General features: G+C 49.2%; 12 protein-coding genes. 3 read left to right on the forward strand and 9 right to left on the reverse strand.

Translation table 11 applies throughout. The features are described 5' to 3' along the window. The first annotated feature begins 99 nt into the window (after window positions 1-99). Window positions 100-981, forward strand: coding sequence for a glycosyltransferase family 2 protein (locus ACFRAM_RS04725; RefSeq protein ID WP_379464784.1), 882 nt, complete (start codon window positions 100-102; stop codon window positions 979-981). 105 nt (window positions 982-1,086) lie between these two features. On the opposite strand, the gene ACFRAM_RS04730 is transcribed toward ACFRAM_RS04725, so the two are convergent. Both ACFRAM_RS04730 and ACFRAM_RS04735 read right to left on the reverse strand, forming a co-directional pair. Continuing rightward, window positions 1,087-2,928, reverse strand: coding sequence for a UbiD family decarboxylase (locus ACFRAM_RS04730; RefSeq protein ID WP_379464785.1), 1,842 nt, complete (start codon window positions 2,926-2,928; stop codon window positions 1,087-1,089). Between the two features lie 153 nt (window positions 2,929-3,081). Continuing rightward, the gene (locus tag ACFRAM_RS04735; RefSeq protein ID WP_379464786.1) at window positions 3,082-3,708 is read right to left on the reverse strand and encodes a serine/threonine-protein kinase; all 627 of its coding nucleotides are present in this window, start codon (window positions 3,706-3,708) and stop codon (window positions 3,082-3,084) included. 301 nt (window positions 3,709-4,009) lie between these two features. Here ACFRAM_RS04735 and ACFRAM_RS04740 point away from each other — a divergent pair, with 301 nt between their 5' ends. Continuing rightward, window positions 4,010-5,212 (forward strand): MFS transporter, encoded by a 1,203-nt coding sequence (locus tag ACFRAM_RS04740; protein ID WP_379464787.1) that lies wholly within the window; start codon window positions 4,010-4,012, stop codon window positions 5,210-5,212. 140 nt (window positions 5,213-5,352) lie between these two features. Here the strand turns inward: ACFRAM_RS04740 and ACFRAM_RS04745 are convergent, their stop codons facing one another. From ACFRAM_RS04745 to ACFRAM_RS04770, 6 genes are all read right to left on the reverse strand, one after another. Next, complete coding sequence (locus tag ACFRAM_RS04745; protein ID WP_379464788.1) at window positions 5,353-6,612, reverse strand: MFS transporter; 1,260 nt, start codon at window positions 6,610-6,612, stop codon at window positions 5,353-5,355. 120 nt (window positions 6,613-6,732) lie between these two features. Then, window positions 6,733-7,410 (reverse strand): response regulator transcription factor, encoded by a 678-nt coding sequence (locus ACFRAM_RS04750; protein ID WP_379464789.1) that lies wholly within the window; start codon window positions 7,408-7,410, stop codon window positions 6,733-6,735. Then, window positions 7,407-8,663 (reverse strand): sensor histidine kinase, encoded by a 1,257-nt coding sequence (locus tag ACFRAM_RS04755; protein ID WP_379464790.1) that lies wholly within the window; start codon window positions 8,661-8,663, stop codon window positions 7,407-7,409. Before ACFRAM_RS04755 ends, ACFRAM_RS04750 begins: the two co-directional genes overlap by 4 nt. A 49-nt stretch (window positions 8,664-8,712) precedes the next feature. Further along, window positions 8,713-9,168, reverse strand: coding sequence for a CcdC protein domain-containing protein (locus ACFRAM_RS04760; RefSeq protein ID WP_379464791.1), 456 nt, complete (start codon window positions 9,166-9,168; stop codon window positions 8,713-8,715). 250 nt (window positions 9,169-9,418) lie between these two features. Next, the gene (locus tag ACFRAM_RS04765; RefSeq protein WP_379464792.1) at window positions 9,419-10,207 is read right to left on the reverse strand and encodes an ABC transporter ATP-binding protein; all 789 of its coding nucleotides are present in this window, start codon (window positions 10,205-10,207) and stop codon (window positions 9,419-9,421) included. 70 nt (window positions 10,208-10,277) lie between these two features. Next, window positions 10,278-10,985, reverse strand: a complete 708-nt coding sequence (locus tag ACFRAM_RS04770; protein WP_379464793.1) for a FadR/GntR family transcriptional regulator — start codon at window positions 10,983-10,985, stop codon at window positions 10,278-10,280. A gap of 149 nt (window positions 10,986-11,134) precedes the next feature. On the opposite strand from ACFRAM_RS04770, the gene ACFRAM_RS04775 reads away from it, so the two are divergent. Then, a complete protein-coding gene (locus tag ACFRAM_RS04775) occupies window positions 11,135-11,638 on the forward strand; it encodes a DUF3231 family protein (protein WP_175371297.1) in 504 nt (167 codons plus the stop codon). Between the two features lie 86 nt (window positions 11,639-11,724). On the opposite strand, the gene ACFRAM_RS04780 is transcribed toward ACFRAM_RS04775, so the two are convergent. Continuing rightward, window positions 11,725-12,654: an alpha/beta hydrolase gene (locus ACFRAM_RS04780; RefSeq protein ID WP_379464794.1), complete on the reverse strand. Its 930-nt coding sequence runs from the start codon at window positions 12,652-12,654 to the stop codon at window positions 11,725-11,727. Window positions 12,655-12,714: the final 60 nt, after the last annotated feature.

The following is a 12,714-nucleotide window of genomic DNA, read 5'->3' on the forward strand; positions in this document are numbered from 1 at the left end:
ACTACCTGAGAATATGCCTTTTTTCATTCCTCTTGTTGCGCATTAGTGTGTCTCATCATAATTTGTTAATGAGAGACAAGTATTTAGGAGGAATGCCTGGTGCCCAGAATATCTGTAATTATGCCCGTCTACAATAACGCAATCTATTTGCAGGAAGCAGTTAACTCAATCTTATTGCAAACGTTAAGCGACCTAGAATTGATAATAATTGATGACGGATCAACCGACGGATCAGCGGGAATCATACATGAAATAAAAGACACTAGAGTAAAAAAGATATTTCATGCTGAGAATATGGGTATTGTCACTTCACTGAATCAAGGACTCGATCTGGCCCAAGGTGAGTACATCGCCCGTATAGACAGCGATGACATTGCAGCACTAAACCGCTTGGAAGTGCAAGCTTATTTTATGGACCAGAATCCCAGCATAGATATTTGCGGAACAGGATATACAACGAACTATCTCGGACCCGTCAAGCTAAATCCTATGTATCATGAAGAAATTAAGGTCTGGCTGTTATTTAATTGTTGTATTCTACATCCTTCCGTCATGATGCGCAGTCGTTCAATAGATCGTCTCGGGATTCGTTATGATCATAATTACCCTCATGCGGAGGATTATGAACTGTGGAACAGGCTATCCTCAAGCGCGCAATTGGCCAATATCCCTCATAATTTAATGTATTATCGGCCTCATGCAGGACAAATCTCCAATACACAGCGAGCAATACAAGATATTACTGCACGAAGAATCCGTGAAAGACAGCTTTCTCAACTAGGCATTCAATTATCGGATGAGGAATACGCAATAATGACTAGATTAGCTGAGTTTAGGGTTAATTCTGAAGATTTTGAGGACTATCGAACAGCAACAGGTTTTGCGAATTGGCTACTTGATCAAAATCGACAATTCCATGTATTCGATCAGAATATTTTAGCAATGGCTCTATCCAGATGTATATCAAGAGTTCCATACTAATACAAGCAACAAACGTCCAATCGCTGATGCATTGAGTAAAGGACGTGAAGACGACAACGACAATCCCGTCAGGCGCTATTTGCGCCCGGCGGGTATAAAAAAATCTTATTTCCCAGTCCGGATACCGTCCAGACTTGCACCTTTCACGAACACTCTTTCAATATTCTTCTGTACCACAGGATCCTCGATCAACGGCGGAGCCTGGTGTGGCTTGGTGCGGGCATCAATAATTACATTATCACAGGCCCAATGCTTGTGCTCATACCCGCTGTTCACACCATAGATGTCATGCGACGGATTACTGCGCGTAAATGTAGCCCACAGGAAATTATCCAGCGTTGCACTCATGAACTCACTGTCATCACAGAGAATGATCATTGGGCAGGAAGTAAGTGCTCCTCTTTGCTCAATAGACTTACATAACTCCCCAATCTCCCGCTGTGCCTCGTCGTAGCTCCCAAACGGGGATGTCTGAAGCGCCACAATACCTGGCATGATCAGCCTAGCTTCTCCAGCTCCCGGGAGACCCTTCAGAATGCCCGGTACTTCACGGCACAGCTCTCTTTTGACATCTCCAACCGCCGCGAAGACCACCTTACTGCCGGTGTTCAACCCCGTCCCTGAATAATCAAGAGTATCTATCGTCGTATTGGTCTGAAAATGAATATCCCGGCGCAGATTAATCCGCTCCAGAATATAGGTCAGGAAATTCTCAACATCATGTGTACTGACCTTCTTATCCTCTTGCGCTGTAATAAACAGGAATTTCGCCAGACTGAGCTGCCCTGTGCCCAAAATCCGGTTGGCAATGGTCAGAATCTCCGCAGGCTGTTTGATCTTCTGATACGGCGTGTATCGCTCACTTCCTATCGCAAACAACAGCGGATGCACACCCGCAGCGTCGATCGCGTGAACCTCTTTTACCCCGGGAACTTCCTGCCTTATCGCCCCTCCGGTCAATTCATGAATCAGCGCACCAAAGGCGGTGTCTTCCTGCGGAGGTCTGCCTACAACTGTGAACGGATAGATGGCATTCTGTCTGGCATATACCTTATGCACTCTCATCACTGGAAAAGGGTGAATCAGGCTGTAATATCCCAAGTGGTCGCCAAAAGGCCCCTCCGGCTTCGTCTCACCCGGATAGATCTCACCTGTGATCACGAAATCCGCATCATTGCTGATGCAGTATCCATCTACATAGCTGTAGCGGAAATGACGCCCGGACAGCAGCCCTGCAAAGGTCAGCTCGCTCATCCCTTCCGGTAATGGCATAACTGCCGATAGCGTATGTGCCGGAGGACCGCCGATAAAGATGCTTACCTTAAGCGGCTTGTCTTGCTTGTTAGCCTTGTCCTGATGGATGCCGATACCGCGGTGGATCTGATAATGAATACCAACCTCTTTGTTCAGCTCATATTCATTCCCGGTGAGTTGGACACGGTACATTCCCAGATTAGAGTTCATAATGCCCGGCTTGTCCGGGTCCTCCGAATACACCTGAGGCAATGTGACAAAAGCTCCGCCATCCCCCTGCCAGTGCTTAACCAGCGGAAGATCGGAGATCTGAATTTCCTGGAAACCGGACGGCTGGCTGCCGGATTTCTTCAGAGGCAGCGCTCTTCTTGCTGCAAGTCCGGTGCCGATATATTTGAACGGATTCTTCAGTGCTTTCACTGGATCATTGCGCAAAGCAATGACATTCTGTGTGGAATCCCACGTATCGCGAAAAATAAATTTGCTGCGCTCCACTGTTCCGAACAGGTTAGACACCGCACGGAATTTCGAGCCCTTCACCTTTTCGAACAGCAATGCCGGCCCACCGGCTTCAAACACCTTCATATGAATGGCCGCCATCTCCAGATGCGGATCCACTTCTTCGGTAATACGAACTAAATGTCCGTTTTTCTCCAGATCAATGATGCATTCTTCCAAATTACGATAGCTCATGTAATTGCTCCAATCTATTGATATCCTCTTCTATTATTCATGAGCCCAAGTCCCAGGTCAACGGCATAAGATTCAGTTTTGTCGATCTGGGACAGCTCCTCCGGAAATGTCACGTTTCATAAACTATCATTGCAGAGATAACCACAAAGCCACTCACTTCTTCCAGCACCGCCACCGCTGATAGCCTTTGCGCATTAGCTCCAGTACCATGCGGGGAACAGGAAACACCTTTCGGGAAGCTACAGGCCGATACAGGCGGTAATATATTTTTTTAAAATCAGCCCACATGCTGCAATCTTCCTGCTTTAAAAAATCAGACACATCCACAATGAGTCCGCGCCCTTGCCGGACCATAACATTCTTGCCATGCACATCATGAGGATGAAGCCCTCTGGAGCGTGCATATTCCAGACCATCATCTATGTCCCGAATAGCCTGGTCAGTGATAGGAATGCCGCGGCGGATACAATCATAGATGGTGACTCCATCAAGCCGCTTCAAGATCAGAAATCCGTGGCCTTCGTAATAACATTCCGAATAAGATGGATGACGGCCCAGACGCCGGTATACCTCCGCTTCTTCCCTCAAGCCGGGTCTGCCGGGAGCGTACACCTTCACCGCATAATGGCCATAGTCAGGGTGACTGAATACTGCCGCATAGTTGCCCGCTCCCAATAACCGCCAAGGCTCGGGATATCGGTGAACCTGTACCGGCTCCCTGGGATTGACACTTTCAAGCGACAACTCACCCAACAAGCGTGCAATAGACGACTCTAACAATCTCTCTATTCCCTCTTCTGCCAGGTGTTGAATTCTACATCTCCCTCAATTCCGTTAAGATCGGTATAGCTATAGTTTACGATATAATATCCAAAAACACATCATTACAGGGAAACCCCATCAACAATTACGATCATACACATGCTGTAACCCCCTCGGAGTCCATTAGTTACTTTTAAGTACCTATATTACTAATAAGTACGTACTTACCAATCCAAAACATAGGGCTATATAATTGCTCTCGTTAGCAGGGAAGCAGATTTCCTGCAGTTCGAACCACATTAACATTAGGAGGATTTATATGAGTCAGTCGGTTTCACAGTCTCAACCAAAGGTCGAGGCCAAGACAGGAAGATGGGCGCTTTTCGCTCTTGCGATCAGTGCATTTGGTATCGGTACTACTGAATTTGTGCCTGTTGGTTTGATTACTACCATCGCAAATGATTTAAATATTGCCGTCACCCTGGCTGGTCTCCTCATCTCCGGCTATGCGCTTGGGGTCGCCATTGGAGCACCGATTCTTACCGCTCTTACTAACCGCATGAGCCGCAAATCCTTGCTCATGTCTCTGATGATTGTGTTCATCATCGGCAACATAGTTGCTGCGATTGCACCTAATTTCGAATTACTGCTAATCGCACGTTTTATAACAGCATTCTCGCATGGTGTGTTCTTCTCCATTGGTGCAACCATTGCGGTCCAACTGGTATCGCCTGAGAAAAAAGCCAGCGCGATCGCACTGATGTTTACCGGCCTGACAATTGCCATAGTCACCGGGGTTCCTCTCGGAACCTATATCGGACAGGCCTTTGGCTGGAGAGCAACTTTCTGGGGCGTTGCCTTGCTTGGTGTGATAGCCATTGTGTCCAGCGCTATTCTCATTCCAAAGAACCTGAAGCAGTCACCACCGACCAAATTCTCCGATATGTTCCGTCTGCTTACTAATAGCCGTCTATTGCTCGGATTTTTGATCACCGCGCTTGGTTATGGCGGAACGTTCGTTGCCTTCACTTATTTGACTCCGCTTTTGCATGATGTGACTGGTATTAGCCAAGGAATGATTAACATTATTCTGATCGTGTATGGTGTTGCTGTTGCCTTCGGGAACTCCTTTGGCGGGAAGCTAGCCAACAAAAACCCGATTCGGGCATTGTTCTGGATGTTCATTATTCAAGCCGCTGTCCTGATCCTGCTGACATTCCTGGCTCCCTTTAAAACGGGTGGTATCATCGGCGTCATTTTGATGGGCCTGTTCGCCTTCATGAACGTACCTGGTCTACAATTGTACGTTGTCCAGCTCGCAGAAAAGTATGTCCCTGGTGCAGTTGATGTCGCATCGGCCATTAATATTGCTGCATTCAACGTAGGGATCGCTATTGGGTCGGTAGTTGGTGGTGTTGTGGTTGAGCATATGGGCTATGTGCATACCCCATGGATCGGTGCCATCATGGTGTTCTTCGCCATCATTCTGACAGGCATCTCAGCCAAGCTCGAAAAAAATTAAGACGTTCTTCTTTCAGCTAATGGGTGGGAGGCTTACATTAGGCTCACCTGTCTAATCAGAACAGGCCGCTTCAATCCCATTTCCCCCTTCATTCAAATAAGGGGGCAGGGACTGAGCGGCCTACTATTGTTGAAAACTGCCTACTGCTGCGGCACAGCCTGCAAGTTCTCTGGTGCTCTCTGTTTCAGGATCGGGATCATCAGCAGTGCGCCAAGCAGGAACAGAACGCCGGCTCCCGCATAAATTGATACCAGCGGATAGGCGTACTTCAATGTGCCGGCCAGAGACATGGAGATCACCATCATCCCTGTGAACATTGGCATCAGCACCCCGTTCACCCGGCCCACGATGGATTCATGCGACCATTTTAAGATCATTGTGCTGATCCCGATCTGGATGCTTGGGAAGGCTAGACCGTTCACAAACTGCGCGAGCAATGTGATGCTTACACTTGTCGAGAGCCCAATAACGACCGTACACAAGGCACTAACCAGCATACCAAAGCCCAGCAGAGCCTGCGGAGGCACACGTTTCGAGAAAGCAGCAATAACCCCGCCGCCAATTAGCATAGCTGCCCCATTCACGATCAGCATGTATTGCAGAAAATCCTCCGGCTTACCCAGCCGCTCCGTTACGATAAACAAGCTTAAGGCCTGGGCTACACCAACGGCCAGACCGGCAAGAATAAAAGCCGCGCCAAGCATGCGCAGAACCGGGCTCTGCCATACATAACGGAAGCCCTCACTCAATTCCTTACGGAACTGTCCCTTAGTATTAGCCGCCCGTGGCTCGATTTTATCCTTCGGCAACCTGAACAGTACGAGTGCAGAGAGCAGGAACACTACTCCCATGACCGCTATTGAATACTCCAAGCCCAGATTGCTGTACGCAAAGGTACCCAGCATTGGTCCAAGTACCATGAAGATCGCCATCAGCGACTGAAATAGTGCCATCCCCTGCTGCAGTTGCTCCTCAGGCACATGCTGCTTGAAGAGGCGCATCCCCGAAGGCTGCGAGAATTGAGACAGGATCGCCGAGATGAAAGTCACAAAGTACACAGAGTGCCAGCTGCCAAAATGAATGGTCAGGAGAACAGCAAACACAGATACCGCTGACAGCAAATCACACCAGATCATGGTCCGCTTGGGCCGCCAACGGTCTGCAAATGTTCCGCCAATGAAGGAGAACACAAAGATCGGCGCAAATTCGGCCAGACTGATCAATGAGATCGCATACGGATCCTTGTTTGTCTTCTCCGCAACGTACAGCAAAATGGCAAAATTGCGGACCCAGATTCCGATCTGCAGCAGTACATTAGAAAATATGATCGTCTGGATGAAGCGGTTGCTGAGAAGACTTGGTGATTTCGTTGCATTAGGCACTGCACTCAACGTTTTCAACTCTCCTTTATTAGGGGATCTCTCTATAAATATTGAAATATATGGATGAGTATAATCAGTGCGCGGATATTTGTAAATGAGTTCTTGTTAAAAAAAGACCCTCCTTTTGTAAAAGAAGGGTTACTTAACGATTCTATTGCGAATAGCAAATACAACAGCTTGTGTACGGTCGTCTGCGCTGAACTTTTGCAAGATACGGTGGACATGAGTTTTCACCGTACTCTCACCGATATAGAGCGTAGCCGCGATCTCTTCATTGCGCAGCCCGTATGCCATTTGCTGGAGAACCTCCAGCTCCCGTTCAGTCAGTGAATCGAAGGCTGGTAAGCGGTCCGGCACATGGTCCTCCGGAAGGATCGGCGCCCTGGAGCTCATAGCCTTCCCAATCACCTTGGAGGCCACTGCCGTCCGGAAAATGGCCTCGCCACGGAATGCCGCTCGCACCGCATCCACCATATCTTCCGGAGCGGCATCCTTAAGCAAATAGCCAGCTGCACCGGAACGGATGCCATCATAGACGTAGTCTTCCTGGTCAAAGGTGGTAAGGATGACGACTTTGCAATCCGGATTATGCTCCAGAATGGCAGGTGTTGCTGCAATTCCGCTGCCACCGGGCATCTGAACATCCATCAGCACTACGTCAGGTCCAACCTGCCGGACAAGCTCCACAGCCTCCGGTCCGCTTTCTGCTTCCCCAACCACCTCCATATCGTCCTGCGCATTAATGATGTAGCGCAAACCGTGACGAACAAGCTGCTGATCATCCACCAGTATGACACGGATCATGGATCCCTTCATGCTCTCTCCTCCTGTCTCTCTTCCCCGTCACCCAATGGCAAAGTAACCACCAGTCTCATGCCGTGCGGCTGGACTCCTTGTATCGTCAAGGTGCCACCCGCTCGCTCACAACGGGCTTCCATACTGGTCAGGCCGAACCCGGGCTGCAGTGTAGTCGCAGCCTGCCAGATTCCGTTGTCCGCAACCGTCAGCGTCAACCCCCTGTCATCGCTGATAATGCCCACTTCAACATGGGAAGCCCCCGCATGCCTAATCACATTCGTGAGTGCCTCCTGCAGCACCCGGTACAACAGCTCGGAAATCTCTGTTCCCCATTCATGATCGTCCCCGTCAGCGGACAATTCGATCGTAAGCCCGGCTTGCTCCTGCACCTGCTTGACAAGACTTTGCAAAGCCACAAAGCCAAGCCTTGCCTCATCCGTTGCCATCTGCCGGACGACAGAGCGAACATCCTGTAGACAGTGACGGGCGACGTCAAGCACGGTCCGCAGCGACCGTTCGCCTTCGGCGGCATCACTTTTCATCATAAAAGGCAATGCTTGAAGCTGTACGATGACGGAAGTCAGGCCATGGCCGATGCTATCGTGAAGATCGCGGGAAATACGGGTCCGTTCCTCCAGAACAGCATAACGAAGCAGTTGTACTGTAGCCTCTTCCAGTTCATTGTGAGTATGCTGCAATTGATGATGTGCTTGCTCTAGTTCCGTATGAACCGCCTGCAATTGCTCATAATGGAGCATCCTAGACTGGGTAGCTTCCCTGCGGACCCGCACTCCCCAAAATATAATGTACGTACCCATGTGGAGAACAGAAGCGACTAAAATATCATTCTTCTGCAACCCGGACAGAAAGAAAATGAGCGCATCACCTGATATCATCATTACGCCCAGCAGAACCGAAAAAAACAACGGAAGCCGAAGCGTAGCATAGCCGATAAGATAGAAAACAAAGACAATCAGCGGTACTGAAGTACTGGACATCTGGCAATAGAGTAGTGTCAGCATCCAGCTGAGCAGAATCATAGTTCCACGCCAGTAGGCCTTGACGATCGACGCTGGCAACCACAAGAGGACCAAATAAATCAGCACCGCCAGTATTCCCACTGCCGGGCCTGCTGCAGGGAACCTGGACGAATGCACTATAATTTGGGGAACAACATTTAGAGTATATAGAAGTATAAGACTAAGAACGATCTTGCGCTGATGAGTCAGCAGGAAACCTGCCAGAGGACCAAGCCTTTGTTTAATTTTCATAGTAGGATCCTTTGGTTTAAAATGATATCTCATTATAACATCGTTGTCTCTATCTGCCGGAATATCCTGCCAACTGTTTGTATTTAAGATATACAAAATAGCGGCGAGCGAAGACGTTGGCAAGCGAAACAAACAGCAACCCGGTGCTTATAGCCACCACAGCATGATGAGCTCCCCAGTACTCCGCAAGATGGCGAATCAGCATTACGGCCAGGAAAATCACAATGCCCGCCACCGAGCCCTGCGAAGTAATTTTGCCCGTATCAGGATTCACCCGCACCTTCTGAAGCTTGCCTCTCCAGGCGCCCAGTGCAAGACCTAAGACGATGCAGACCAGGTAGATCAGCAAGCTGCCAGGAGTAAGGTCGATTGTGGTTACGTTGGACAACATCAAGTATGCAAAGAGAACCGGGGTAATCCATAAACGGGATGGTCTAATTTCTTTTTCCCGCAGATTTAAAATTACAACAAGGATCACCACAATCACATAGTTGGTCATACTCATTTGAATTCCTCATTTCTGTGACAATTTGAAAGGCATGACATGATTGTACCGAAACATCGGTTCCAAGGAGTCCACCCACAGGTTGATGCTCACACTCCACCCGGAGATGGACCTTGGGAAAAGTATCTGAAATGCCTGATGCAGGCATTTTTCCCTCCCAGCCATGCAATAATACGTAGAGTATCCCTCGCCTTATGGGACAAAGAAAAAAGACACAGCCTATTCAGGCTATGTCTTCGTTGAAGCTATCTTAGTTATTTTCCGGAATGGACAGCCAGGCCCGTTGATTTTGCCAACTCACCTGAATCGGAGTTTCAAAGAAGGCCGTCAGGTTAGCGCTGGTCAGAACCTCTTGCGATTGACCTTTGGAGTAGACCTCGCCCCGCCGAATCAGCAAGGTCTGATTGAATACGGGCAGAATCTCTTCGATATGATGGGTAACGAATAATAGCGTTGGGGCATCCGGCTCCTGGGCCAACTCACTGATGCTCGTCAGCAGCGCTTCTCTGGACAGGAAATCAAGTCCGTTCGTTGCTTCATCCAGAATAAGCAGTCTAGGCGAAGCCATTAGCGCCCGGGCAATCAGAATCTTCTGCTTCTCGCCTTGCGAACAGGATTGATACGCACGATCCAGCAAATGAAGGCAGGACAGACGCTCCATCAGCTTCCGGGCCTGTTCATAATCTTCCTCACTCGGCTCGGTGTATAACCCGATGGAGGCATGTTTTCCGCTGATCACTACATTCTGTGTCTTATCATTGGCATGCAATCTCTCTTGTAATGAGGAGCTGACCCAGCCGATGGACTTGCGCAGCTCCCGAAGGTCCACATCCCCGAATCTGTGCCCGAGCACAGACACCTGCCCCTTGGTCGGCCAGATATAACCGTTGATGACGTTTAACAGCGTCGTTTTACCCGAGCCATTAAGTCCGAGGATCGCCCAATGCTCCCCTTTGGTCACGGTCCAGTCAATTTGCTCCAGGATCGTCTTGTTCTCCCGGTACCAGCTTACATCGTTCACTTCGATCACATTCGTCATCTGCATAATCACTCCTTGAAGGAAAATGGAAGGCATTCAGCATATCATCTGATGTTTAAAACCAAAAAATCTAATCTTGATTCAGGAACCTCTTAAGCTGTCCTACCGTCCCGTTCAAATTCTGCAACGTCCAGTGCTCGGCCGCAGGCACATCCTTGTCCCGGATCGCCAGATACAGATTCTCGTGAAAAAGGTGATGGTGTTCATGCACATTCTGATCTTTTGCCAGCATATGAAGCGCATCCAGCAGCACAGACGAAAACGTCCTGTACAGATCGGCAGCGATACTGTTCTGGCTAGCCACCGCCACTGCCAAGTGAAAAGCAATATCGGCGTTCAGGTAAGCAGCCGTATCGTCGTTGTCCAGTGCCTGCAACCTCTGATCCAGTGCGATCCGCATGTGCTCCAGGTCCTTCTCGCTCCGCCGCTCGGCAGCCAGCCGGGAAATATCCAGCTCCAGCATCTTCCTTACTTCGTATACCTCCAGCAATTCAGCTCTCCGCAGCCGGTGAACCAGTGGTTCGTGAATAATAGGATCAGCTGTCAAAAACGTGCCAAAGCCCTGCCGCTTCTCCAATAGACCTGCGTGCACCAGCACCCTGACCGCCTCGCGGATCGTCGAACGCCCAACGCCGAACTGCTCCATCAGCTCTGGTTCCGTAGGGATTTTATCACCGTGCTTGAGCTCCCCGTCGGAAATTTTCTTTTGCAGTTGATTGACCACATCATCCACCAGTTTGGGGCGATTTAATGTCTTGAATGAAACTTTAGAATTCATCAGATCATCTCCTGTTATTGGATAATATCACGCTACGATTATGGGAGCAACCCTATTTTTTCTAATTCTCATTTGCTACTAAAGAATACAAACTTCATCGGATTCCCATACTAATCCAGTACGATTCAATTATTGAGAGGGGTTTGAGTATGGCTGGTATTTTAGGCGGTAATCCGAAAGATGAGCCCATGCATTATGGAGAGATTTTCAATGTATGGATGACATCAACGGCGGCAAAAGGGCTAGTATCACTCTATCGGGCATTTCAATCCCATGCTGGCGATGATGATCTAAAAAAAGTACTCGGAGATTTAATTAACCAGTCTGAACTGGAAAGCAGTGAGTGTGATGCTCTCCTTGGGACAGCCGGTATTGCTTCAGTGCCGACGCTCCCTGACCGTCCGGAGGTAAAGGTGGAGGATATTCCCGCTGGTGCCCGGTTCACCGATATGGAAATCGCCTCCAAAATCGCTGCAGATAATGCTGCTGGGTTGGTAGGCTGTAGTACCATTATGGGAATGTCCATACGCGAAGACATCGGCGCCTTGTTCGCCAAGTATCATCTCACTAAAGCAGCGATCGGTATAAAAATCCTGCACATGAACAAGAAAAAAGGCTGGCTGATCCCTCCCCCGCTACATATTAAAAGCTGAGCGCCACCACTTTCAGACATTTATTGTTTAGCCGAAACAGCCCGCGGGTATTTTTCGCGGGCTGTTCGGCTGCCGGTTCTCCAGTTTTAATTGCTGAAAGAACGCTGACCCAGCCGGTCCCGGATGAACCCACCAATATGATCTATCGCCTGTTGTGCTTCAGGCAGCATGTGGGCCAAGAATTGAAACACGCTCCACATATTCTCCCAGACTTCCAGTTCAACCTTAACGCCCGCCGCTTTGGCCCGTTCTTGCAATCGGATTGAATCGCTTAACAGCACCTCATGATCTCCAACCTGTATCCATAAATGAGGCAAGCCCTCCAGATCCATCCTTAGCGGAGATAATGAAGGGTGCTCTTTTCCTACGTTACCTACATAGTCCTCCAGTATCCTCTGATTGGCGAACCGGCTCCCTGTTGGATCAAGTGCTGCACGACTGCTATACGATTCCCCGTCCAGGTGAACGAGATCCGTATGCGGGGACAGCAAAAAAGCTCCGGCTGGCAGCTCCTCGCCTTGGTCCCGCAATGATAATAGTGTCATAAGGACAAGCGTCCCTCCTACAGAATCGCCTCCCAGTATAATATGACCAGCAGCATAGCCCTGATTCCGCAGCCAGCAGTACGTGTTAAGGCAATCCTCATTAGCGGCTGGGTAAGGATGCTCTGGGGCCAGGCGATACTCCACAGTGAGTACCTTGCTCCCGCTGGACTTTGCGATTCTAGTACAAAGATCCCGGTAAAAATCGCAAGTTCCGGCAACAAAGCCCCCTCCGTGAAAATACAGAATCGTCTTGTTCTCCATATCAGGAGCCAGGTTGCCAGGAATGGCCCATTCGCCATGCAGCGGTCCGATACTCTCTGGTCGGTACGTCATATCATCATGGCTTGGCATCCCCGCTGCCGGGTTCGCCATACTCTGCCTTATACCTGCCACCGTCTGACTCTCATAGTTATTGTTGTGCCGCAAATATTCTTTAATGGCCTCAAGCTGCTCTATACTCGTTCTTAACATAGTAACGCCCTCCTACTGGTCTTGTTACGACTACTTTAAGACCTGTAGTTAGGTACAGGG

The organism is Paenibacillus sp. NPDC056722 (genome assembly GCF_042790635.1).
Taxonomy (GTDB): Bacteria; Bacillota; Bacilli; order Paenibacillales; family Paenibacillaceae; genus Paenibacillus_AQ; species Paenibacillus_AQ agri.

Excerpts from the sequence above, each read along its gene's own strand:
- ACFRAM_RS04730 (WP_379464785.1), bottom strand. The coding sequence starts at position 2,928 with ATGAGCTATCGTAATTTGGAAGAATGCATCATTGATCTGGAGAAAAAC.
- ACFRAM_RS04740 (WP_379464787.1), top strand. The coding sequence starts at position 4,010 with ATGAGTCAGTCGGTTTCACAGTCTCAACCAAAGGTCGAGGCCAAGACA.
- ACFRAM_RS04750 (WP_379464789.1), bottom strand. The coding sequence starts at position 7,410 with ATGAAGGGATCCATGATCCGTGTCATACTGGTGGATGATCAGCAGCTT.
- ACFRAM_RS04755 (WP_379464790.1), bottom strand. The coding sequence starts at position 8,663 with ATGAAAATTAAACAAAGGCTTGGTCCTCTGGCAGGTTTCCTGCTGACT.
- ACFRAM_RS04760 (WP_379464791.1), bottom strand. The coding sequence starts at position 9,168 with ATGAGTATGACCAACTATGTGATTGTGGTGATCCTTGTTGTAATTTTA.
- ACFRAM_RS04765 (WP_379464792.1), bottom strand. The coding sequence starts at position 10,207 with ATGACGAATGTGATCGAAGTGAACGATGTAAGCTGGTACCGGGAGAAC.
- ACFRAM_RS04770 (WP_379464793.1), bottom strand. The coding sequence starts at position 10,985 with ATGAATTCTAAAGTTTCATTCAAGACATTAAATCGCCCCAAACTGGTG.
- ACFRAM_RS04775 (WP_175371297.1), top strand. The coding sequence starts at position 11,135 with ATGGCTGGTATTTTAGGCGGTAATCCGAAAGATGAGCCCATGCATTAT.
- ACFRAM_RS04780 (WP_379464794.1), bottom strand. The coding sequence starts at position 12,654 with ATGTTAAGAACGAGTATAGAGCAGCTTGAGGCCATTAAAGAATATTTG.